The organism is Methylobacterium sp. 77, assembly GCF_000372825.1.
Lineage (GTDB): Bacteria > Pseudomonadota > Alphaproteobacteria > Rhizobiales > Beijerinckiaceae > Methylobacterium.
In genome coordinates this window covers 2,061,644-2,084,381 of the sequence record NZ_KB910516.1, presented here as the reverse complement: position 1 = coordinate 2,084,381, position 22,738 = coordinate 2,061,644, and the positions used below count along the sequence as shown (strand labels likewise).

Sequence of the window (22,738 nt, the reverse complement as noted above, 5' to 3'; positions counted from 1 at the left end):
TCAGCGAGGGTCGGGAGAGGGGAGCGCGCTATCCGGAGAGGTCGCCCCCTCTCCCGGCCCGCATGCGCGGGGCACCCTCTCCCGCAGAGGGGAGAGGGAAAGTCCGCGCCAGACTGGGCGGCGCTCTGCGCCGCGCCCGCCCGCACCTCCTCATCTCCCTGCCGATCCTCCTGCTCCTCGTGGCCCTCGGCTTCGGCGCGGCGGCCTGGCGGGTGGCGCGCGACAACGCCACCATCGCGGCGCTCGCTTCCGGCAAGGACGTGCCGGTCTCCCTCGCTGCGGCACCTCCCGTCCTGCTCGCCCGAGTGCAGCACCTCGCCCGGCGCGGTGTGGCGGAGGAGATCGAGCCACTGATCGAGGCTCTCGACCGGAAGAGCGAGACCGACCGCTCGGCACGCGCCCGCTACGCATTGGCCAATGCCCGCCTGCGACAGGCCTTCGGCCATCTCGAACGCGGCGACCTCGACCCCGCCGGTCCGCTCATCACCCTGGCACGCCAGGATTACCGCCGCGCCCTTCAGGGCCGGCCGGACCTATGGGACGCCAAGTTCAACCTCGACGTCGCCTCGCGCCTGCTGCGCGACTTTCCGGAATTCGACCGCAAGACCGGCGACGAGCTGAAGGCCGAGCCGAAGAAGATCTGGACCGAGATCCCCGGCCAGCCACGGGGGGAGCCATGAGCGCCATCGGCCTCGTCCGGCGCAACCTGCGCGACCGGCGGTTCCAGCTCCTGGCGGGAGCCTTCAGTCTCGTGGCGCTCACCTTCGTGGCGCGGCCCCTGTCGCTGACCCGCAACGGCGTCGAGGTTCTCGCGGTTCTCGACATCACCGGCAGCATGAACGTGCGCGACTATGCCGGGCCGGACGGCAAACCGGCGAGCCGGCTCGAGACGGCGAAGGCGGCCCTGCGCGATCTCGTCGCCTCGCTGCCCTGCGGCTCGCGGGTGGCGCTCGGCCTCTTCACCGAGCGGCGGCCGTTCCTGATGTTCGCGCCGATCGAGGTCTGCGCCGATTTCGCGCCCCTCGACGGCGCGATCCAGGCCGTCGACTGGCGCATGGCCTGGGAGGGCGACAGCCGGATTTCGGCCGGGCTGTTCCGGTCGGTGGAGATGGCCGCGGAACTCGGCACCGACCTCGTCTTCGTCACCGACGGGCAGGAAGCGCCGCCGCTGCCCAGCACGGGCGGTCCGACCTTCGACGGCAAGCCCGGCGCCGTGCGCGGCCTCATCGTCGGGGCCGGCGCCTACGGCCTGTCGCCGATCCCGCGCTACAACGATCGCGGCCGCGAGATCGGGTTCTACGGGTCGGGTGACGTCCAGCAGGAGAACCGCTTCGGGCCACCGCCGGCCGATGCCGAGAGCCGCGAAGGCTACAATCCGCGCAACGCGCCCTTCGGCGCCGCCGCGGCCTCCGGCACGGAGCATCTCTCTTCCGTTCGCGAGCCCTATCTCAAGACCCTCGCGCAGGCGACGGGCCTGACCTACGCCCATCTCGACGGCCCCTCGGGCCTCGGCGACGTCCTCGCCCGTGCGGCGACTCCGCGCCCGCTCCCCGGAAGCCTCGACCTGCGCCCCCTGTTCGGCGGGATCGCCCTCGCTCTGATCCTCGTCGTCTTCGCCGCCCCGCTCGTCGGGGCCGGCCGTTCTGTCCTGGTGAAAAAGGTCTGATCGATGCGTCTTGCCCTGCCGACCACGCTCCTCGCTCCCCTGGCAACCTCATTCCTTCTCGCGACCACGGCCCTCGCTCACGGCCCGACCCCGCAGAAGATCGACCAATCCATCACCATCGCGGCAAAGCCTGACGCCGTCTGGGCCGTGGTCGGCGATTTCGCCGGCGTCTCGAAATGGCATCCGGATGTGGCGACAAGCACCGGCACCGGAGGCAACGCCTCGGGCGGCCGCCGCACGGTGACCCTGAAGAACGGCGGCACCCTCGATGAGGGTCTCGACGAGTGGGATGCGGGCAAGCGCAGCTATTCCTACCGCCTCGGGGAGGCCGATCTGAAGGCGCTGCCGGTCTCGTCCTACTCGGCGTCGCTCACCGTGACGCCGGAGGGCGACGGCTCGAAGGTCGAGTGGATCGGTCGCTTCTATCGCGGCGATACCGGCAACGAGCCGCCGGAAGATCTGAGCGACGCCGCCGGCAAGGAGGCGATGAACCTCTATTTCGGCAACGGCCTGAAGGGCTTGAAGGCACGCCTGGAGGGCAAGGCGACGCAATGAGCGCGATGCATTCGATCCTGCTCGCCGCTCTCGCCCTCGGCCTCGCCGTCCCTACGGTCGAGGCCGGGCCGGTCTATGTGGCGAGCCAGGGGGCGGGAGCGCTGAGCCGCATCGAGGCCGGCTCGAACAGCGTCGTGGCCTCGGTCTCGGTCGGGCAGGGGATCGCGCAGGTCGCTGCCGGGCCGGACGGGCGCCTCTACCTGACCCAGCCCGACCATGCGGGGATCGATGTGGTCGACGGACCGAACACTACCGTCCTGCGGCGCCTGCCGTTTCCGGGACAGGCCTTCGGCACCGCCGTCTCCGCCGATGGCGCGAGCCTCTTCGTCGGTGACTGGGCCGGGGGGAGGGTGGTGCGATTGTCGGCGCTGACGGGCGCCGTCGATGGAATCTGCGCCGTGGGCAGAGACCCGGCCGGTCTCGTCATCGATCGCAAGGGCCGGCTCTACGTTGCCGACCGCGAGAGCCGGCAGGTCAGCGTGCTCGATACGGCGCGGATGGAGCGCATCGCGACCGTATCGGTGGGCGAGGGGCCGTTCGCCCTGGGGCTGAGCCCGAGCGAGGATCGGCTCTACGTGGCGAATGTGCGCAGCGGCGACGTCAGCGTCATCGATACCGGCACCCTTTCGGTCACCGCCACGGTGACGATCGGCGGGATGCCCTACGGGGTCGCGACGAGCGAGGATGGTAGCCTCGTTCTCGTCACCAACCAGCAGGCCGGCACGGTGGCGGTGCTCGACGCCAGGACCCTCGTCCTGAAGGCGACGATCCCGGTGGGGCGCTACCCGGAGGGCATCGCCGTCGATGGCGCGTCGGCCTTCGTGGCGAACTGGTTCTCGGATTCGGTGTCGGTCATCGACCTGGATTCGCTGAAGGAGACCGCCCGAATCCCGGTGGCAGAGGGGCCGCGCAGCCTCGTCGTCGGCCGGGCATCGGAGGCGGCGCGATGAGACGGTTCGCACCTGCCCTCCTTTGCCTCCCGCTCGCGCTCTCCGCCTGCGACAGGGGTGAGGAGAGCAGCACACGAGAGGCGAATACCGAGGATCAGGCGGTGGTCGCCACGAAATCCGATGCGGATGTCCCAACCTGGCTGTCGCATACGGATCCGATGGAGCCGGCCCGCTGGCTCGCGAGCCGTGAGACCGGCACGCCGGCACCGGAGGTGGGGTCGCAGACCGAGCACCTCCGCCACAGCCTCGCCCGCGCCAAGGAATCCTTCATCGAGGATCCGCGCATGATCGCCAACCGCACCGTCCAGCTCGGAGAGATGCTGGCGGAGGCGGGCAAGCCCGAACCCTATGCCGACCTCCTCGACGGGCTGGAGGAGGTCGCAGCAGCGACCCACCGCAAGCAGCTCTTCGGCGAGATGTGCCAGCACTATTACAACACGCGACAGCAGGGTGCCGACCGGACGAGCGCTCTCTCGCGGCTGAACGAACGCTATTCGGTCCAGAACGAAGGACGAGCGACGCCGTGACCGCCCTTACCCCACGAACATCAGGCGACGGCGAGGCCGGGCGATGACGGCCGTCCTCGTGGTGGACGACCACCCCGTGGTCCTGCGCGGCTTCCGCCGTTTGATGGAGGATGCCGGGGTCGAGACGATCCATGAGGCGACCGACATCATGGCGGCCTACCGGATCTTCCATCGCCTGCGGCCGCAGATGGTCGTCGCCGATCTGAGCCTGCAGGGGGAGGGGCTGTCCGGCCTGTCGCTGATCAAGCGGATCCACAAACTGGCGAGAGACACGCGCATCCTCGCCTTCAGCATGCACAACGACCCGGTCATCGTCTCGCGCGCCCTGGAGAGCGGCGCCATCGGCTACGTCTTCAAGGACGTGCGAACCGCCGAATTCCTGAAAGCCTTCGAGGCGGTGCGCGCCGGACGGAGCTATCTCGATCACGATCTCGCGGTCGAGATCGCGGTGCTGCAGGCGGGGGCCCGCCGCTCGCCCCTGGCCGATCTGAGCCATCGCGAGCGTGAGATCCTCTCGCTCCTCAGCCGTGGCACCTCGTATCAGAGCATCGCCGACACCCTCTCGATCAAGTACCGCACCGTCCTCAACACCTGTTCCGCCATGCGCCAGAAGCTCGGCGTGCGGACGCTGGCCGACCTCATCCGCGTCGCCGTGGATCAGGAGAAACGGGTGCGCTGAACAGCGGCCACGATGCGCTCCATAGCTGCGATCCTTCGCCGTTCGCGAAGGATCGGTGGGCAACATCCGAATTGCGAACCACTCCAATTCGAGATCAGTGTCCGCGCCACGATGTCGGGCACGATCTTTCGTGCCCGGTCGGAGCGGAGCGTTTCCCTCAGATGCAGGCGGCGTCCATCCTCGCAGGCGATTCCACGGTCCTCGTGACCGGTTTTCTGCTCGTCGTCTGCATGGGTCTGTGGGCGAGCGGCATCGTGGCCGAGGTGGTGACGGCGATGCTGTTCTTCGCCGCCGCGATGCTGTTCAAGCTCGCGCCGGCAACAACGGTCTTCTCCGGATTCTCGTCATCCGCCTTCTGGCTCGTGCTGAGCGGGATGGTGGTCGGGCTAGCGATCACGCGGACCGGCCTCGGCACCCGGCTCGCGCGCAGTCTCGCGGGCCGTCTGTCGGGCTCCTATACCGGCTTCATCGCGGCCATCGTCACCCTGGCCTTCGCCCTCGCCTTCGTCATGCCCTCGAATCTCGGACGCATCGCCCTGCTGATCCCGGTGGTGCTGGCGCTCTGCGACACGTTCGGCCTCGAGCCGGGTCGGCCCGGACGGCACGGAGCGGTCCTCGCGGTGGGGCTGGCGACGCCGCTCCTCTCGGCCGCCATCTTGCCGGCCAACGTTCCCAACCTCGTCATGGCCGGCACGGCCGAGACCTTGTACGGTCTGCATCTCGCCTACCTGCCCTATCTGCTGCTCCACGCGCCGGTGCTCGCCGGCGTGAAGGGCATCATCCTGGTGGCGGCCATCGTGCGGCTGTTCCCCGACCGGATGAGCCCCGCCGCGACGGATGCGAGCGAGTCGATGCCGCCCTTCTCGCCCCAGGAGCGGCGCCTCACCGTCATCCTCGCCCTCACGCTGGCCTTCTGGGTGACCGACAGCCTCCACCATATCGCCCCGGCCTGGGTCGGACTGACGGCGGCGGTGATCTGTCTCCTGCCGCGGATCGGCGTGTTGCCGGCGGAGGCCTTCGGCGCGGTGAACCTGCGGACCTGCTTCTACGTGGCGGCCCTTCTGGGCCTGGTGGCAATCGTCAACGAGACCGGGCTCGGCGCCAGGCTCGGCCATGCCCTGCTCGCCGTGGCACCGTTGGAACCCGGCGCGTCGGCGCAGAATTTCGGCGTTCTGACGATCATCGCGTCGGTCTTCGCCGTCTTCGTCACCGCGAACGGCGCTCCCGCCCTCTACACGGCATTGGCCGGTGAGATGTCGCGCGCGAGCGGTCTGGACCTTGCGAGCGTGGTGATGATCCAGGTCGTTGGATACTCGACGCTGTTCCTGCCCTACCAGGCGCCACCCATCGTGATGGCGATGGATCTGGGGCGGGTTCCGCTCCGGTCGGCGACCATTCTGACCCTCGTCACGGGTCTGGCCTCGCTCCTCGTCGTGACGCCGCTCGACTATCTCTGGTGGCGCGTGCTGGGCCACTTTCCGTGAACATTCGCCAATGACGATCGGGCGGGTGTGTCACACCGCAATGCACATCAACACCGGTTGGCGCATTGGCGCATAGGCCGTACCCCTTTAGAGACGGTCCAATCTGAGCAGCATCGCTGCTGCCATTGGCACCACAACGCCGAGGACTTTCGCAGAATGGCACCTACCGTTCGACCCACGGTCGCCCCGCCGCTCTCGCCCCATCTCCAGATCTACCGCTGGACCTGGACCATGGCGATGTCGGTGTTCCACCGCGTCACCGGCACCGCTCTCTACGGCGGCACCGCCCTGGTGGCGATCTGGCTCGTGTCGCTGGCCTCCGGGCCGGCAGCCTATGCCTGGGTCGCGTGGTTCTTCGGCTCCATCGTCGGGAAGCTGGTCCTGTTCGCCTATACCTGGATCCTGATGCACCACATGCTCGGCGGCCTGCGCCACTTCGTCTGGGATTTCGGTTACGGCTTCGACCGCGAGCAGCGGATGGGGCTGGCCCGCGCCACTCTGATCGGCTCCGTGATCCTGACCGTCCTGATCTGGGCGCTCGCCCTCGTCCTGCGCTGAGGAGCGATCGCCATGGCAGACATCCGTCAGACCCCGAACGCGACCATGCGGACCCCGCGCGCCCGGGTTAAGGGGCTCGGCGCCTCCGGCCACGGGGCAGGCCACTTCTGGCACCAACGCCTCACCGCCGCGGCCAACGTCCCGCTGATGCTCGGCTTCATCGTGATCGTCGCGATGATGGCCAACCGCCCTTATCCCGAGGCGGTCGCGCTGATGTCGCACCCGCTCGTCGCGCTCGTCCTGATCCTCGCCGTGATCTCGGTCACGCTCCACATGAGGATCGGCATGCAGGTCGTCATCGAGGATTACGTCCACGACAAGGGCCTGAAGTTCGCCAGCCTGTTCGCCAATAACGCCTACGCGGTCGTCGTCGCCGTTGCCTGCCTCTACGCGATCCTGCGCGTGAGCCTCGGCAAGCTCGTCTGACCCGCCCCCGAAACCGAAGGATCTGCCCATGGCCACCAACGGAACCAACGGCAACGGCGCGCCCGCCTATTCGATCATCGATCACACCTTCGACGTGGTCATCGTCGGCGCCGGCGGTGCCGGCCTGCGCGCCACGGTGGGCTGCTCCCAGGCCGGCCTGCGCACGGCCTGTATCTCGAAGGTCTTCCCGACCCGCTCACACACCGTGGCGGCGCAGGGCGGCATCTCGGCCTCCCTCGGCAACATGGGCCCCGACGATTGGCGCTGGCACATGTACGACACCGTGAAGGGATCGGACTGGCTCGGCGACCAGGACGCCATCGAGTACCTCGTGCGCAACGCCCCGGCCGCCGTCTACGAGCTGGAGCATTGGGGCGTGCCGTTCTCGCGCACCGACGAAGGCAAGATCTATCAGCGTCCGTTCGGCGGCATGACCACGGATTACGGCAAGGGCACCGCCCAGCGCACCTGCGCGGCGGCCGACCGCACCGGCCACGCCATGCTGCACACCCTCTATGGGCAGGCGGTGAAGAACCACACCAACTTCTTCATCGAATACTTCGCCCTCGACCTGATCATGGACGAGGAGGGCCGCTGCCTCGGCGTCATCGCCATCGATCAGGCCTCCGGCGAGATCCACCGCTTCCGCGCCCAGATGACGATCCTCGCCACCGGCGGCTACGGCCGCTCGTACTTCTCGGCGACCTCGGCCCATACCTGTACGGGCGACGGCAACGCCATGGTGCTGCGCGCCGGCCTGCCGCTGCAGGACATGGAATTCGTGCAGTTCCACCCCACCGGCATCTACGGCGCCGGCTGCCTCATCACCGAAGGTGCGCGCGGCGAGGGCGGCTACCTCACCAATTCCGAGGGCGAGCGCTTCATGGAGCGCTATGCCCCGTCGGCGAAGGACCTCGCCTCGCGCGACGTGGTCTCGCGCTCGATGACGATGGAGATCCGGGCCGGACGCGGCGTCGGCAAGACCAGCGACCACATCTACCTGCATCTCGACCATCTCGACCCGGCGATCCTGCACCAGCGTCTGCCGGGCATCTCGGAATCGGCCAAGATCTTCGCGGGCGTCGACGTCACCAAGGAGCCGATCCCGGTCCTGCCGACGGTGCATTACAACATGGGCGGCATCCCCACGAACTATCACGGTGAGGTGCTCACCCTGAAGAACGGCAACCCCGACACGGTGGTGCCGGGCCTGATGGCGCTCGGCGAAGCCGCCTGCGTCTCCGTGCACGGGGCGAACCGCCTCGGCTCGAACTCGCTCATCGACCTCGTGGTGTTCGGCCGGGCGGCGGGCCTGCGCTGCGCCGAGATCGTCGAGCCGGGCGCGCGCCAGATGGAGTTGCCGAAGGATTCGGCCGAGAAGGCGCTCACCCGCCTCGACCGCTTCCGCTACGCGAACGGCGGCACGCCGACGGCGGAACTGCGTGCCGAGATGCAGAAGACGATGCAGAACAACTGTGCGGTCTTCCGCACCGGCGAGGTTCTGGAAGAGGGCAAGGCCCTGATCCACAAGGTCTGGCAGGGCGAGGCCGACATCAAGATCACGGACCGTTCGCTGATCTGGAACACCGACCTGCTCGAGACCCTGGAATTCGACAACCTGATCGGTCAGGCCGTCGTCACCATGGAATCCGCCGCCAACCGCAAGGAGAGCCGCGGCGCCCATGCCCGCGAGGATTTCCCCGACCGCGACGACAAGGAGTGGATGAAGCACACCCTGTCGTGGCTGGACGACAAGTCCCATGAGGTGAACATCGATTATCGCCCGGTTCACACCTACACGATGTCGAACGAGATCCAGTACATCGAGCCGAAGGCACGGGTGTATTGATGAAAGTTCGGGGGCTCCGCGCACGTTCGCCGGGCGGATTGGGGCGTGCCGGATCGGTGTTCGCGACCCGGCAGCGTCGAGCGCGAACCCTCCTGCTCGGCGTCTCGGGGCTCTTTCTGATCGTTCCGGCGCTGGCGCGTGCGCCGGATTTCGCCTTCCCGGAAAACCTGTCCGGTTTCGCTCGCGGACCCAGGACGGACTACGAATCCCGGGCACCCGGTTACGGCTATTCCGTCGTTTACACGAACGGCCGCTGGAAGGCGGATGTCTATGTCTATGACGGCGGCGTGGCCTCCATTCCCGAGGGGGCGACGTCACCAGCCGTCGCGACGCAGGCCGAGCATGCCGTCCGCGAGATCGGCGCGATGGTGGAGCGGGGGCATTACCGTAGCAGTCAGGATCGCGGAGTTGTCCGGCTGAACGGGGCGACCGGACGGAAATTCGCCTGTCGCGCCTTCGCGATCGATCACACGGCTCTCGGGTCGACCGAAAGCCTGATGTGCATCACCGGCCTGCGCGGGAAGTTCGTGAAGTTCCGCCTGTCGAGCCCCGTGGCGGCGCAGGCGCCACAGGCAGAAGCTGAGCAATTCATCACGCGCTGGCTAGCCCAGCAATAGGGAATCCGGTGGTTCGCAGTGGGTCAGACCGCTGCTCGAAGCCACAGCATCCATCGAGGTACGGAACATGGCCCAGTTCAACCTTCCCAAGAATTCCCAGATCACCGAGGGCAAGACCTGGCCTCGGCCGACGGGCGGCAACAACCTCCAGGAATTCCGCATCTATCGCTGGAACCCGGATGACGGAGCCAATCCGCGCGTCGACGTCTATCAGGTCGACCGCGACGATTGCGGCCCGATGGTCCTCGACGCGCTTCTGTGGATCAAGGCCAAGGTCGACTCGACCCTGGTGTTCCGCCGCTCCTGCCGCGAGGGCATCTGCGGCTCCTGCGCCATGAACATCGAAGGCCAGAACGCGCTCGCCTGCACCATGGGCATCGACGAATGCCAGGAGCACGCCAAGGGCAAGAAGACCGGCGCGGTGCGGATCTATCCTCTGCCGCACATGCCGGTGCTCAAGGATCTGGTGCCCGACCTCACCAATTTCTTCGCCCAGCACGCCTCGGTCGAACCCTGGCTCCAGACCGAGACCCCTGCGCCGGAAGGCGAGTGGAAGCAGACACCGGAGGACCGCGCCCAGCTCGACGGGCTCTACGAGTGCATCCTGTGCGCCTGCTGCACGACCTCGTGCCCGAGCTACTGGTGGAACGGCGACCGTTTCCTCGGTCCCGCGGCCCTGTTGCAAGCCTATCGCTGGCTGATCGACAGCCGTGACGAGAATACCGGCGAGCGCCTCGACGCCCTTCACGACCCGTTCCGGCTCTACCGCTGCCACACGATCATGAACTGCGCCAATGCCTGCCCGAAGAGTCTGAACCCGGCAAAAGCCATCGCCGAGATCAAGAAGATGATGGTGTCGCGCGAGGTCTGACGCAGGCTGACCTGCCACGGCCCAGCGTCGAACCGTTCAAGACCAACGAACACGAGGCGCCGCGATGGCTTGCATCGCGGCGCCTCTTCTTATCCGTCGCTCGATCCCGCTACTTCGTGATTTTCACCGAGACCGGATCGCTCGACGGAAACGTCTCCTCGAGCGCCTCGTCCAGGCGTTCGCTCATCTGATCCTGATGGTTTTCGGGATTCTTCTTGTCGCCGGTGCGCGCAGGATCCATGCGGCGCTGATCGTCGTTCTCGGATTTCGGTGTCTGCTTCGTGTCCGACATGGCGTCTCTCCTCGCGCTTGCCTGACCGCCTCGACGGACGGCACCTTCATCGGAACCAACGCGAGGGGCGGGGACCCGATCCCTTCATTCGCCGGCCGACCAGCGATCGGTTCCTCGGCGGGCGGCGTTTACCGGACGTGAGGCGATGACGCCTACCCTGGCGCTCGCGGCATGGACGGCACTGGTTCGGAGGCCGGCCGAGGCTTCGGACACGTCATGCATATCGTGATCCTCGCAGAATTCGCCGTGGCGAGCGGTGGCGCCGAGAAGGTCGCGGTGGAATCCGCTCGCGGTCTCGCCGAGGCCGGCATCGACGTCACCTTCATCCAGGCGATCGAGGGACCGGCCGATCCGCTCCTCGACCATCGGAAGATCCGGCGGATCTGTCTCGGCAATTCCGATATCTGGAACCGCCCGGCCCTGGAGGCCGCACTCTCCGGGATCTGGAGCCGGGATTCTGCGGCACGGCTGCGCGCCGCGCTCGCTGACCTCCCGCATCCGGCGAATGCCATCCACCTGCATCAATGGACCCGGAGCCTGTCGCCGAGCATCTTCCCGGTCCTGCTCGACAGCGGCCTTCCCCTGGTGGTGACGCTCCACGATTACTTCCTGGCCTGCCCCAACGGCGTCTATTACCGGTTCGATCAGGGCCGTCCCTGCGGGCTGACGCCGCTCTCGACCGCCTGCATCGCCGCTCCCTGCGATCCCAAGACTCGCCTCCACAAGGCGATCCGCGTCAGTCGGAGCGTCGCTCAGCGCGTCGCCTTGCGCGCCCGCCATCTCGACGTGATCCATGTCTGCGATGCCAGCATCCGACGCATGGACGGGCTGTTCGGCTCGCTATCCGTCAGCCATCACCGCATCGACAATCCCGTCCGCATCGAGAAGGGCGTGCGGGCCGATCCGGCGGGAGCGGAGGCCATCGCCTTCGTCGGTCGCCTCACCCGCGAGAAGGGAGCGGACCTCGTGGCCGACGCGGCGCGGGATGCCGGGATGCCGGCACTCTTCGTCGGCACCGGCCCGCTGGAAGCGGAATTGCGCGCGCAGCCGCATGTGGAGATGCTCGGATGGCGATCGCCGGAAGAGGTGTCCGCGATTCTCACGCGTCGGGCGCGGGCACTCGCCGCCCCCTCCCGCTGGTTCGAGACCGGCCCACTGACCGTCTACGAGGCCTTGGCGTCCGGGCTTCCCGTCGTGGCATCGAATCGCTCGGGCGCCGCCGAAAAGGTCATCGACGGCGTCACGGGTTTCATCGTGGCGCCCGAACGGGATGCTCTCGCGGGAGCGTTTCGGCGCCTCGACGCGACGACGGCCGAGAATCTCGGGCGCTCCGCCCATGCCCGCTACTGGGACGCACCCCTGACGATCGGCGCTCATGCCGACGCCCTCGTCACGCTCTATGAGCGCTTGGCGCGAAAGCTCCCACCCCAGCGGGCCGGTGTCCTCGGCGCGTAGATACCCGAACGTCCGGCAAGAACTCTGCCGCCCGCAATCTCCGGATACCCGCACGGCGAGCCATGATTCGCCCCTTGGAATACATGACACAGCCGCGGCGTTGTCATTACTATCGGTCCTCGATTTGACCTCCGCGCTGCCGCCTGCCTACATTGATGAACCCTGCATGTTTTCTGCCCGGATTGTTGAGATCGACCGATTTTGCGGCACGGCTACTGCGCAGAGGTTGTTCCCCTCTGGATCTTGACTTCTATATTGCACTGCAACATATCGATGTTGCGGCGCGCTGCAACGTGTCGCGCTCGATCATTGAGTGAGGAACGACATGAACGCCCCGACTTACGAGATCCCCGCCGAGCTGCGCGACTTCGCGGAAAAGAGCGTCCATCAGGCCCGGACCGCCGTGAGCAGCTTGCTCGGCACCGTCATCAAGTCCGCCGAGCAGGTCCAGTCGTCGTCGAAGACGGTGAACGAGTCCATGCAGGCCGTGGTCGCCAAGGGTCTCGACCAGGTTCAGCAGAATGCGAGCTCCACCTTCGACTTCGCCCAGAAGCTGGTGCGCACCCGCGATCTGAAGGAGGCCTTCGAGCTTCAGAGCGATTTCCTGCGCACGCAGATCGCCACGATGCAGGCCCAGGCCAAGGATCTCGCCGCCCTTGCTCCGAACGTCACGAAGAGCGTTTGATCCAGGATCGTCTTCGCGCGAACCGGCTCGGTGCCGGATCGTGCGAAGGGTGAAGAGCCGGGATACGGGTCGGCTGCCCCGGTGGCAGCCAACCCGGATTTCGGCGTGAACCGCGAGACGGCACTCGCCAGGATCGGGCGGTACGCGGCGGACTTTGGACGAGGAGGACGCGAATCATGGCCATACGCCGACAAGGACGCCCCATCGATCGCGCGAGGAGCAAGACCACACGCCCGACCCAGCTTTCCACGACTGAAGCGAGTGCAGCCATGACGTACGTCCCAGAACTCGCCGCGACCGCCGACGATGCCGCGGCCGTGCCGCAGGATGCGACGGTGGACGAGGGAACGGTCGAGATACCCGCTGCCGATGTCGTCGAGGCACCGGTGACCGAGACTCTGTTCGAGAGCGTCTCGCCGGCAGCGCTGCTCTCGGCGCAGGCGGCGGAAGAGGCTCCCGCCATCGGCGACGGCGCGATTGCCGAAACCATCGCATCGAAGGAATCGTCTCTCCAGGCGCCCACGCCCCAGGAGCCGGAAGCCGAGCACGTCTCTTCCGACGACACCGCCGCCGTCGCGCAGGGCGAGGACGCCGCGCCGCCTCCGATCGCGGACAGCGCGGCTGAGGAGAGCGAAGCCCTGTCGGAGTCGCTTCTGCCGGTCGAGATCGAGACCGCCATCGCATCGGCCCAGGATCTCGCCTCGCAGCAGCAGCGGATCGTTCCCGCCTCCGCCCTGACAGAGATCACCGCCGCGAACGACACGCTGACGGCCTATGTCCGGAACGAGAGCATCGCCACGTTCGCACATTGGCGTGCCCTGTCGACGGCGAAGAACCCGGCCGATGCCCTCCGGCTTCAGGTCAGCGAGATGCAGCGGGCGGCCGATGCCTCGCTGAGCTGCTTCGCCAGCCTCGCGCGCCGCGCCGGTCGCATCGCCGCATCGGTCCGCGTGGCCTGAACACCCCTCGCGCCGACGGGCCGGCGCGTCTAGATATCCCGGATTCCGCGGCGGTCCTGCCGTTCGCGCGCGCAATCCGGGAGATCGCGATGTTTCGTCGGCCGCTGCTCGCCTGCCTCGTCACTGCGACGTTCCTCGTCTCATCGGGCGCCAACGCGCAGATGATGAAGACGCAGGAGCCGCACGGATCGGCGAAGGCCGTGCCGTCCTCGAAAGGTGAGGTCCAGCTCTCCTTCGCCCCGGTGGTGAAACGGGCGGCGCCTTCGGTGGTGAACGTCTACGCCTCCCATACGGAGCAGCGCGGCACGTCGCGCAGCGCCATGGAGGAGTTCATGCGCCGCTTCTTCGGCGAGCAGGGCTCCGGACGCGGGCGCGGCATGCCGGGCGAGCGGGCGCAGAAATCCCTGGGCTCCGGCGTCATCGTCGACGAATCCGGCCTCGTCATCACGAATAACCACGTCATCGACAACATGAACGAGGTCCGGGTCTCGCTCTCCGACCGGCGCGAGTTCGAGGCGACCATCGTCCTGCGCGATCCCCGCACCGATCTCGCCGTGATCAAGATCAAGAGCCCGGTCGGCGGCCTCGTGCCGATGCCCATGGGGGATTCGGAAGCCCTGGAAGTCGGCGACTTCGTCATGGCGATCGGCAATCCGTTCGGCGTCGGCCAGACGGTGACGCAAGGCATCGTCTCGGCTCTGGCGCGCACCCAGGTCGGCTCGTCCGACTACCAGTTCTTCATCCAGACCGATGCCGCGATCAATCCGGGCAATTCGGGCGGCGCCCTGGTCGATCTCCAGGGACAACTCGTCGGCATCAACACCGCGATCTATTCGCAATCGGGGGGAAGCCACGGCATCGGCTTTGCCATCCCCACCAGCATGGTCCGCGCCGTGGTCGAGACGGCCAAGGGCGGCGCCACCACTGTGCGCCGTCCCTGGCTCGGCGCGCGGGTGCAGAACGTGACGCCCGACATCGCCGAGAGCATGGGCCTCGACCATCCGACCGGCGTCCTGGTGGCGAGCCTTCAGCCGAAGAGCCCCGCCGAGGAAGCGGGCCTCAAGCGCGGCGACCTGATCCTGACGGTGGACGACAAGGTCGTCGACGATCCGGAAGCCTTCGGCTACCGCTTCGCCCTCAAGGGCATCAGCGGAGCCGCGAAATTCGGGATTCTGCGTGGCACCACCCGCTCCACCGTCTCGGTCAAGCTCGCCTCGGCTCCGGAGACACGTCCGCGCGATGCGCTGAAGGTGCGCACGCGCTCACCTTTCCTCGGCGCCACCCTGGTCAACACCTCTCCGGCCGTGGCCGAGGAGCTGCAGAAGGACTTCGCCAGCGAGGGAGTCGCGGTCTCGTCCGTCGACGAGGGCTCCATCGCAGCCCGTGCCGGCCTCCAGATCGGCGACGTGATCGTGGCGATCAACGGCGCACCGGTGACGACCACCAAGGACCTCGAGCGCCTGACACGGTCCACCGCCGGGATGTGGGAAGTCTCGATCAATCGCGGCGGCGAGGTTCTGACGTCGGTTTTCGGCGGCTGATGCCGGATCGCGACGGGGCGGCGGGGAAAGCCGCTGCTATGGCCGGGCCCTGGCGCCCGGCACGAGGGCATCGACCCTGTCCGCGAAGTTGGGGGTCGAGCCGAAGCCGAGGAGGCTTCTGAGCGGCGGGGGGAGAAGGAACCCTGCTCCCGCGATCGGGCCGAGGCCGCCGGAATGCCGGGGGGCTCGGCGGTCGACACCCACCGACAGGGTCGCCACGTAGCGGTCGCGTTCCTCCTTGATGGCGCAGAAGGCAAGACGCTGCGGGTCTTCGTCCAGCGCGATCCTGTCCGTGGCGTTGAGGATCTCGCGCGGCTGATGACGCTTCCCGTAGGCGGGGATGTTGCCGTAGACGAACTCGTTGATCGCCTCGACGAGATACATCTGCCCGGTCACGAGCGTGCGCTCGTCGAGGAAGACCTTGAAGTGGATGTGGGTCGCCCGGCCGGGATACCAGCCGGGATAGATCGTCTCGAACGTCGCCCAGCCATTCTCGTCGCTGGCCTGCGTTCCGCGCAGGAAGGCCTGCCCCAGGGTCGAGATTTTTCGGGTATCGCCCTGGCCCTGGTAGCCGGAATAGAGCCCCTGGGCGTCGGCATGCCAGACATCCACGCGGGCACCGTGAATCGCGATGCAGGCTGCCGCGTGGATCACGCGCAGGCGAAGGCGGAGGGGAACTCCGCTGCGACCTTCGGCGATGTCGGAACGCACGAGACGCGGGTCGAGGTAGTAGGGGCCCTCGATCGATTGCGGTGTCAGGATGCAGGCATCGGAATCGAGGGGGATCCTCCGGGCGGGATGCGCGTCCTTCGTCGCGGCGAAGGCGCCGGTGGATGAGGCCGTCAGCCCGAACAGGGCAGCGCGGCGGGACAGGCCGTGGTCGCAGGACATGGCGTGGGGCTCCGGTTCGACGACATCCTCTCGGCGATGGGGCACTTTCTGCCCTGTCCCTGTATCCCGAATGTTGCCGCAAATGGCGATCGGCGCGGATGAGCCGTTCCATCGGCTGCCCGACGATCCGAGGGATCGCGATCCACGCCTCCTTATAGCTTCGTGCAGCGATAGCCGATCCCGTCTCCTCCGCCACCTCGCGGATCGGCGACGTGATGAGGGAGCCGCTCGATCTGCTCTATTCGGAGCTGGTGCTGCTTCCGATCTGAGACCGACCCGAGGCCGGGATATGCCCGATCGACGGGATGCCGCCGAGCGGCATTCCCGAGTCGTCACGGCTACGGGTGAGCCATGGAATCGCGGGGACGATGCCATTTCCGGATTGCGGGATGAGGCGGCCCGCGTCTTCTATGCGCCGATGTCCGATCTCTTCGCCTCCGCCGGCCTGCAGAACGACGCGCCGCGGCCGCTCGCCGACCGGCTGCGGCCCCGTTCCCTCTCGGAGGTGGTGGGACAGGAGCACCTGACCGGGCCGGACGGTTCGCTGACCCGCCTGCTCAATTCAAAATCCTTCGGCTCTCTGGTGTTCTGGGGGCCGCCGGGCACCGGCAAGACGACGGTGGCCCGCCTCCTCGCGCATGAGACCGATCTTAAGTTCGAGCAGATCTCCGCGATTTTCTCCGGCATCGCCGACCTGAAGAAGGTGTTCGAGGCGGCCCGCCAGCGCAGGACGATGGGGCAGGGGACGCTTCTCTTCGTGGACGAGATCCACCGCTTCAACCGGGCGCAGCTCGACGCCTTCCTTCCCGTCATGGAGGACGGGACGGTGACGCTCGTGGGCGCCACCACCGAGAACCCCTCCTTCGAACTCAACGCCGCGCTGCTGTCGCGAGCCCGCGTCCTGCTGTTCCGGTCCCTCGACGACGCGGCCATCGCCAAACTGCTGGTCCGCGCCGAGGCGCTGACGGAACGGCCGCTGCCGCTGGACGAGGAGGCGCGCGGCGTTCTCGTCCGCATGGCCGACGGCGACGGGCGCGCCTGCCTGACCCTGGCGGAAGAAGTCTGGCGCTCGGCCAAGCGCGACGAGATCTTCGACGCGGCCACCCTGCAGGAGATCGTCCAGCGCCGGGCGCCGATCTACGACAAGAGCCAGGAGGGCCATTACAACCTCATCAGCGCCCTGCATAAGACCGTGCGCGGCTCGGACCCCGATGCGGCGCTGTACTATCTCTGTCGCATGCTCGACGGAGGCGAGGATCGCCTGTTCATCGCCCGACGCCTCGTCCGGATGGCGGTGGAGGATATCGGCCTCGCCGATCCGCAGGCCCTGGTGGTGGCCACCGCTGCCAAGGACGCGTTCGACTTCCTCGGCTCCCCGGAGGGCGAGCTGGCCCTCGCCCAGGTCACCGTCTACCTTGCCTGCGCACCGAAATCGAACGCGGTCTACAACGCCTACAAGGCGGCGACGCGGGTGGCGAAGGAGCACGGCTCATTGCCGCCGCCCCGCACCATCCTGAACGGCTCGACCAAGCTGATGCGCAAGATCGGCTACGGCGAGGGCTACCGCTACGACCATGACGAACCGGACGCGTTCTCGGGCCAGGATTACTGGCCGGAACAGCTCGGACGCCAGCACTTCTACGAGCCCACCGACCGAGGCATGGAGACCCGCTACGGCGACCGCCTCGCGCATTGGGAGCGCTTGCGACGGGAGCGCCGCGAGGAGGAGAGCTGACGCGCCAGTTTTCGATTCCTTTCGTCCCGAAGAATGATCACACTTCCCGATCAGACGAACCAGAATGCATCTTCCGATACCGCCGAAGCATCGACTCCGTGCAGAATGATCTTTTGGTTGGGATCAACGCTACCGGAAAACGTAATCTCGGTGTCGGCGCCACCATGGACGGACTTAATGTTAATGTCGTCCATTGACTTCGCAAATTTATAGACCAACAAATTATCGGTTTTTATGTTAAATTTGTAAATCTCATCACGCCCGAAATCGTCATCGAAATTGAAAATGTCGGCACCAGCACCACCGAACAACTTGTCGTTCCCCTTATGCCCATCGAGATAGTCGCCGCCTGATCCAGCGGTTATCCGATCGGCTCCAGAGGTACCTGTTATATCGACGTCATGCGCGATCCCATGATCCGCAGTGCTCAACGATTTGATGGACACTCCGATCTCGACGTTCTTCAAATTGAGAGTGGCATCGTTCTCGACATTAATCTTCTCGACCCCCGTAAAGCGACCGCTCGTCAGCGCCACGAAGGAGCCCTCCGTGATCGTAAGGGTATCCTGACCGGATCCACCATCGATACGGTCGATCTTCGAGCTAATGACGATGTGGTCGTTCCCAGCTCCTCCTTCGAGGGTATCGTACCCACCGTTGCTCACCAACGTGTTCGCTTTTGCATCCCCGATCAGATGGTCGTTATTCGCGCTTCCAACAATGTTCTCGATGCTCACCAGGCGATCGCCGGCGGCATCGCCCCCCTTGCAAAGGCCGGTCTCAAGATTCACGCTGACTTTGGTGTTGGAATGTTCGTAGCTGACGGTATCTCGACCGGCCCCACCGTTGATGAGGTCGCCACCGGCACCACCATCTAGGAGGTCGCCCTTAAGGCCTCCGATCAAGACATCGCTGTACTTGTAGCCCTGTATCGAGACTACGGCCACGTTCTTGGCAAAGTTGAAGGCGAAGGCGGCGATGGATGGGATGCCGTAGGACAGCATCGAACCAGATGGATACCCGAAAAAAAGGGTATCGCCGGATGCGCCGTAGCCAACTGAGACCTCATACGAGTCGCTCAAATCGTCCCCAAATGAACCCACGACTCCGAAATCGCGACTATCATGATCTTGAAACACCTTACCGCTCGTAATTTTTATCGAGTTCATCTTTGCACCAGGTCACAACAGCGTTGATTTCGACAAAATACAGCCGAACGTATTTTGCGCATTCGCGAAACATAGCGCTTTTTCCGTACTCCGCAGTAGCCTAGAGGACACGCCGTGGCTGAAATCGAGCCATGGAATTCATCCATCGTCTGACGCCTCGCTCGTCTAAGATTCGATGGACATGCGCGCGCTTCCTGAGACTGGTGGTTTCATTGTAGGGCGCCCCCGGAAGCAGAAAGGCCAGCCGCGACAATGCACCCTTACCGAACCCTTGCCACCCGCTTCGCCCGCATCGGCGCCGTCGAGGATGCCGCCGGCATCCTCGGTTGGGATGCGCAGACGCTGATGCCGGATGGTGCAGCCGACGGCCGGGCCGAGCAGCTCGCCCAGTTGCGGGTCATCGCCCACGAGATCCTCACCGCCGCCGAGACCGGTGATCTGATCGCCCGTGCCTCCGATGACGAGGCCGCCCTCGGCGAGTGGGAGCGGGCCAACCTGCGCGAGATGCGGCGTGCCTATCTCCACGCCTCGGCCGTCCCGGCGGACCTCGTGGCCGCGAGTTCCAAGGCCTCCTCCCGCTCCGAGATGGTCTGGCGCGAAGCAAGGGCGGCATCGGATTTCGCGATGCTGGCTCCCCATCTCGCCGAAACCCTGCGGCTCCAGCGCGAGGTGGGCGAAGCCAAGGGCGCCGCCCTGGGGCTCGATCCCTACGACGCGCTCCTCGACGGCTACGATCCCGGCATGCGCCGCGCCACGATCGATCCGCTCTTCGCCGAGCTTCGCGCGACACTGCCGGGCCTGATCGCAACGGTCCGCGACCGGCAGGCAGCGATGCCGGCTCCGATCCCGCTGCCCGGGCCTTTCCCGGTCGAGGCTCAGAAGGAGCTGGGCCTCACGCTGATGCGGGCGGTCGGATTCGATTTCGAGCGTGGCCGCCTCGACGTCAGCCTGCACCCGTTCTGCGGCGGCGCCACCGACGACGTCCGCATCACCACGCGCTACGAGGAGGCCGACGCCAGCCGGGCCCTGATGGGCGTGCTGCACGAGACCGGCCACGCGATCTACGAGCAGGGGCGCCCGGCCGCATGGCTGCGGCAGCCGGTGGGGTATGCACGGGGGATGAGCCTGCACGAGAGCCAGTCGCTCCTCATCGAGATGCAGGCCTGCCGCTCGGCCGAGTTCTGCGCCTATCTCGCGCCACTCCTGCGCGAGGCCTTCGGCGGGGAGGGGAGGGCGTGGGACGCCGACAACCTGCACCGCCTCTACACGCGGGTCGAGCCGGGGCTGATCCGGGTCGATGCCGACGAAGTGACGTATCCGGCCCATATCCTCCTGCGCTACGACCTCGAATCGGCGATGATCGCCGGCGATCTCGCGGTAGCCGACCTGCCGGGCGCCTTCGACCGTGGCATGCGCGACCTCCTCGGTCTCGCCGTGCCGAGCGACCGGGTCGGCTGTCTGCAGGACATCCACTGGCCGGGCGGCAGCTTCGGCTATTTCCCGACCTACACGCTCGGCGCCATGGCGGCGGCGCAGCTCTTCCGCGCCGCCCGCGAAACCCTGCCCGGCATCTCCACCGATTTGGCGGCGGGCGATTTCACCGCCCTGCGCGGCTGGCTCCGCGAGAGCGTGCACGGACGCGGGTCCCTGCTGGAGACCGACGAACTCCTCGTCGTCGCCACCGGCAAGCCCCTCGGCGCGGCGGATTACATGCGCCACCTGCGCCATCGGTATCTCGGGGAAGGTTGAGCGCACGAAACGCGAGGCCGCGAATCGATCGGGACGGGGCGATCCCTCGCATGGCGGCACGTCCCGTCGGGTTTTGTCGCGACAACCGCGACGCTATGCTCCCGCCCGATTCAATCGTCCGACCGGGCCGGCTCCGGGGAAAGGCACGTTGAGATGGTCGTCATCGCCGCTGTGGTCGGGATCGTGGGTGCGATCCTGTTCTGGGTCATCCGCATGCACGGCACCGCGACGGCGCTGAAGGAGGTCAACCGCGATACGAAGGGGCTTCAGCGCCGGGCGAAATCGACGCTCGAGGACATCATCGGCACGCCGCTGAAGCGGGTGCGGGACGTCCGGCTCGCGGCGGTGATCCTGATGATCCAGCTCGTCCGCACGGGCAGTCCCGTCACCGCCGCCGAGAAGACCAAGATCCTGGAATTCATGGATTCTCCGCTGCAGATCGATTCGATCTCGGCCACGTTCGAGCGGGCCTGGACCTACACCGAGGCGCGGCGGCCGTTCTCGGTGGTGGCGGACGAATTGCTGCCCCTGCTGCGGGACAATCTCACCGAGGCGGAGCGTCTGCACTTCATCGACATGCTGCAGCAGGTCGCCGGCGCCCATTCGGCCGCGAGCGAGTTGCAGCGGGAAGCGATCGTGCGGCTCAAGCGGCGGCTCGCGGGCGCGAGCCCTGCATTGAAGGCGAGCCGGGCCGGCGATTTCGGGCGCTGAGACCGGTGGACCCGGGGCGGCGTAGCCTGTAGGTCGACGGCCCCCCATTCCAGCGGACTTTCGTCCGGAGACCCTCATGGCGGCCTGCGGCCTCGATTTCGGCACGTCCAACACCACACTCGGCCTCGTCACCGAGGGGCGGCCCGCCTTGCTGCGGCTGGAGGGCGACCACGTCACCATCCCCAGCGCGATCTTCTTCCCGCCGGGCGGGATGCCCCTGGTCGGACGTGCGGCCATGGACGAGTATGTCGAGGGCACGCCGGGACGGCTGATGCGCAGCCTCAAATCGGTGCTCGGTTCCTCGCTGCTCGAGGAGACGACGCCGGTCGGACGCGAACGCATCCGCTTCCGCGACGTCATCGCCCGCTACCTCGCCGCCGTGAAGACGCGGGCCGAATCGCAGGCGGGAGCGACCATCGACACCGTTGTCCACGGAAGGCCGGTCCATTTCGTCGACGGCGATCCCGAAGGCGATGCGAGGGCCGAGGACGCCCTGCGCGAGATCGCCCGGAGCATCGGCTTCCGCCATGTCTCGTTCCAGTACGAGCCCATCGCGGCGGCGCTCGATTACGAGCAGCAGGTGAGACGGGAGGAGATCGCCCTCATCGCCGATATCGGCGGCGGCACCTCCGATTTCTCGATCGTCCGGCTCTCGCCCGAGCGCCATGCCAAGGTGGATCGGTCCGGCGACATCCTCGCCAATGACGGCGTGCGCATCGGCGGCACCGATTTCGACCGGCGGCTCAGCCTCGGCACGGTGATGCCGCTCTTCGGCCTCGGCAGCCCGATGAACCGGGGCGACCTCGACGTGCCGAGCGGCTATTTCCACGACCTCGCCACCTGGTCGAGCATCAACCGGCTCTACAATGCCAAGACCCTGCGCGAGATCGAGGAAGTCCGCCGCGACGCGCGCCGGCCCGACCTGATCGGGCGGCTCTACACCGTGGTGGAGGCCGAGCGCGGCCATTCCCTGGCGATGGAAGTCGAGGGCGCCAAGATCGCCGCCTCGGATGCGGGCCATGGCGGCGTGGCGCTCGGCTGGGTCGAGCCGGGGCTCTCGGCCAATCTCGATCATGCCGGCCTCGTGGCGCAGACGGAGGAGCTATCGCGCCGGATCGCCGAGCGGATCGGGCGTTGCCTGAAGCAGGCGGGATTGCCGGCCGAGGCCATCGACGCCCTGTTCCTCACCGGCGGATCCACCGGGCTGCCGCATGTCCGCGCCGCCCTAGTGGCGGGGGTGCCCAAGGCCCGCGTGGTCGACGGAGACACGTTCGGCTCGGTCGGGACCGGCCTTACCATCGAGGCGGGCCGCCGCGCGGCCTGACATCGGCGTTCTCGTAGCACTTTGCCGAGAGAGGCGAGGGTGTTA

General features: G+C 67.0%; 23 protein-coding genes. 20 read left to right on the top strand and 3 right to left on the bottom strand.

From position 1 onward, the window contains the following. The first annotated feature begins 62 nt into the window (after nucleotides 1-62). The 12 genes from A3OK_RS0109910 to A3OK_RS0109855 all read left to right on the top strand — a co-directional run bounded on the left by A3OK_RS0109910 (nucleotide 63) and on the right by A3OK_RS0109855 (nucleotide 10,182). Entirely contained in the window at nucleotides 63-680 is a 618-nt protein-coding gene (locus tag A3OK_RS0109910; protein ID WP_019904715.1) for a hypothetical protein, read from the top strand. Then, a complete protein-coding gene (locus A3OK_RS0109905) occupies nucleotides 677-1,666 on the top strand; it encodes a vWA domain-containing protein (RefSeq protein WP_019904714.1) in 990 nt (329 codons plus the stop codon). Before A3OK_RS0109910 ends, A3OK_RS0109905 begins: the two co-directional genes overlap by 4 nt. Before the next feature lie 3 nt (nucleotides 1,667-1,669). Then, on the top strand, nucleotides 1,670-2,221 hold the full coding sequence (locus A3OK_RS0109900) for an SRPBCC family protein (RefSeq protein ID WP_019904713.1): 552 nt from the start codon (nucleotides 1,670-1,672) through the stop codon (nucleotides 2,219-2,221). Further along, nucleotides 2,218-3,171: a YncE family protein gene (locus tag A3OK_RS0109895; RefSeq protein ID WP_019904712.1), complete on the top strand. Its 954-nt coding sequence runs from the start codon at nucleotides 2,218-2,220 to the stop codon at nucleotides 3,169-3,171. The genes A3OK_RS0109900 and A3OK_RS0109895 overlap by 4 nt, the downstream gene beginning before the upstream one ends. Then, nucleotides 3,168-3,698 carry a hypothetical protein gene (locus A3OK_RS0109890; protein ID WP_026597096.1) on the top strand — a complete coding sequence of 177 codons (531 nt, stop codon included), beginning with the start codon at nucleotides 3,168-3,170 and terminating at the stop codon, nucleotides 3,696-3,698. The genes A3OK_RS0109895 and A3OK_RS0109890 overlap by 4 nt, the downstream gene beginning before the upstream one ends. 43 nt (nucleotides 3,699-3,741) lie before the next feature. Next, the gene (locus tag A3OK_RS0109885) at nucleotides 3,742-4,377 is read left to right on the top strand and encodes a response regulator transcription factor (RefSeq protein ID WP_019904710.1); all 636 of its coding nucleotides are present in this window, start codon (nucleotides 3,742-3,744) and stop codon (nucleotides 4,375-4,377) included. 161 nt (nucleotides 4,378-4,538) lie between these two features. Next, entirely contained in the window at nucleotides 4,539-5,861 is a 1,323-nt protein-coding gene (locus A3OK_RS0109880) for an SLC13 family permease (protein ID WP_019904709.1), read from the top strand. A 156-nt stretch (nucleotides 5,862-6,017) separates the two neighbouring features. After that, entirely contained in the window at nucleotides 6,018-6,419 is a 402-nt protein-coding gene (gene sdhC / locus A3OK_RS0109875) for a succinate dehydrogenase, cytochrome b556 subunit (protein WP_019904708.1), read from the top strand. 12 nt (nucleotides 6,420-6,431) lie between these two features. Further along, nucleotides 6,432-6,845: a succinate dehydrogenase, hydrophobic membrane anchor protein gene (gene sdhD, locus A3OK_RS0109870; RefSeq protein ID WP_019904707.1), complete on the top strand. Its 414-nt coding sequence runs from the start codon at nucleotides 6,432-6,434 to the stop codon at nucleotides 6,843-6,845. Between the two features lie 28 nt (nucleotides 6,846-6,873). Further along, nucleotides 6,874-8,694, top strand: coding sequence for a succinate dehydrogenase flavoprotein subunit (sdhA, locus tag A3OK_RS0109865; protein WP_019904706.1), 1,821 nt, complete (start codon nucleotides 6,874-6,876; stop codon nucleotides 8,692-8,694). Between the two features lie 56 nt (nucleotides 8,695-8,750). Continuing rightward, entirely contained in the window at nucleotides 8,751-9,311 is a 561-nt protein-coding gene (locus tag A3OK_RS0109860; RefSeq protein WP_036302755.1) for a hypothetical protein, read from the top strand. Between the two features lie 67 nt (nucleotides 9,312-9,378). After that, a complete protein-coding gene (locus A3OK_RS0109855) occupies nucleotides 9,379-10,182 on the top strand; it encodes a succinate dehydrogenase iron-sulfur subunit (RefSeq protein ID WP_018044517.1) in 804 nt (267 codons plus the stop codon). 109 nt (nucleotides 10,183-10,291) lie between these two features. On the opposite strand, the gene A3OK_RS0109850 is transcribed toward A3OK_RS0109855, so the two are convergent. Then, nucleotides 10,292-10,474 (bottom strand): hypothetical protein, encoded by a 183-nt coding sequence (locus A3OK_RS0109850; protein WP_019904704.1) that lies wholly within the window; start codon nucleotides 10,472-10,474, stop codon nucleotides 10,292-10,294. Between the two features lie 216 nt (nucleotides 10,475-10,690). On the opposite strand from A3OK_RS0109850, the gene A3OK_RS22650 reads away from it, so the two are divergent. The 4 genes from A3OK_RS22650 to A3OK_RS0109830 all read left to right on the top strand — a co-directional run bounded on the left by A3OK_RS22650 (nucleotide 10,691) and on the right by A3OK_RS0109830 (nucleotide 15,114). Beyond that, entirely contained in the window at nucleotides 10,691-11,929 is a 1,239-nt protein-coding gene (locus A3OK_RS22650) for a glycosyltransferase (protein WP_081631243.1), read from the top strand. Nucleotides 11,930-12,254: 325 nt separating this feature from the next. After that, the gene (locus A3OK_RS0109840; RefSeq protein ID WP_019904702.1) at nucleotides 12,255-12,614 is read left to right on the top strand and encodes a phasin; all 360 of its coding nucleotides are present in this window, start codon (nucleotides 12,255-12,257) and stop codon (nucleotides 12,612-12,614) included. A 269-nt stretch (nucleotides 12,615-12,883) separates the two neighbouring features. Further along, nucleotides 12,884-13,573, top strand: coding sequence for a hypothetical protein (locus tag A3OK_RS23305; RefSeq protein ID WP_019904701.1), 690 nt, complete (start codon nucleotides 12,884-12,886; stop codon nucleotides 13,571-13,573). An 89-nt stretch (nucleotides 13,574-13,662) separates the two neighbouring features. Further along, complete coding sequence (locus A3OK_RS0109830) at nucleotides 13,663-15,114, top strand: DegQ family serine endoprotease (RefSeq protein ID WP_019904700.1); 1,452 nt, start codon at nucleotides 13,663-13,665, stop codon at nucleotides 15,112-15,114. Between the two features lie 36 nt (nucleotides 15,115-15,150). Here A3OK_RS0109830 and A3OK_RS0109825 read toward each other — a convergent pair whose 3' ends face one another. Continuing rightward, nucleotides 15,151-16,005: an intradiol ring-cleavage dioxygenase gene (locus A3OK_RS0109825; protein WP_019904699.1), complete on the bottom strand. Its 855-nt coding sequence runs from the start codon at nucleotides 16,003-16,005 to the stop codon at nucleotides 15,151-15,153. Nucleotides 16,006-16,423: 418 nt separating this feature from the next. On the opposite strand from A3OK_RS0109825, the gene A3OK_RS0109820 reads away from it, so the two are divergent. After that, nucleotides 16,424-17,740, top strand: a complete 1,317-nt coding sequence (locus tag A3OK_RS0109820) for a replication-associated recombination protein A (RefSeq protein WP_026597093.1) — start codon at nucleotides 16,424-16,426, stop codon at nucleotides 17,738-17,740. A gap of 50 nt (nucleotides 17,741-17,790) precedes the next feature. Here the strand turns inward: A3OK_RS0109820 and A3OK_RS22640 are convergent, their stop codons facing one another. Further along, complete coding sequence (locus A3OK_RS22640; protein ID WP_196805429.1) at nucleotides 17,791-18,879, bottom strand: calcium-binding protein; 1,089 nt, start codon at nucleotides 18,877-18,879, stop codon at nucleotides 17,791-17,793. A 282-nt stretch (nucleotides 18,880-19,161) separates the two neighbouring features. On the opposite strand from A3OK_RS22640, the gene A3OK_RS0109810 reads away from it, so the two are divergent. The 3 genes from A3OK_RS0109810 to A3OK_RS0109800 all read left to right on the top strand — a co-directional run bounded on the left by A3OK_RS0109810 (nucleotide 19,162) and on the right by A3OK_RS0109800 (nucleotide 22,693). Further along, nucleotides 19,162-20,658, top strand: a complete 1,497-nt coding sequence (locus A3OK_RS0109810; protein WP_019904696.1) for a carboxypeptidase M32 — start codon at nucleotides 19,162-19,164, stop codon at nucleotides 20,656-20,658. Between the two features lie 153 nt (nucleotides 20,659-20,811). Continuing rightward, nucleotides 20,812-21,369 (top strand): TerB family tellurite resistance protein, encoded by a 558-nt coding sequence (locus A3OK_RS0109805; protein WP_019904695.1) that lies wholly within the window; start codon nucleotides 20,812-20,814, stop codon nucleotides 21,367-21,369. Nucleotides 21,370-21,445: 76 nt separating this feature from the next. Further along, complete coding sequence (locus A3OK_RS0109800) at nucleotides 21,446-22,693, top strand: Hsp70 family protein (RefSeq protein WP_019904694.1); 1,248 nt, start codon at nucleotides 21,446-21,448, stop codon at nucleotides 22,691-22,693. The last annotated feature ends 45 nt before the right edge of the window (nucleotides 22,694-22,738 follow it).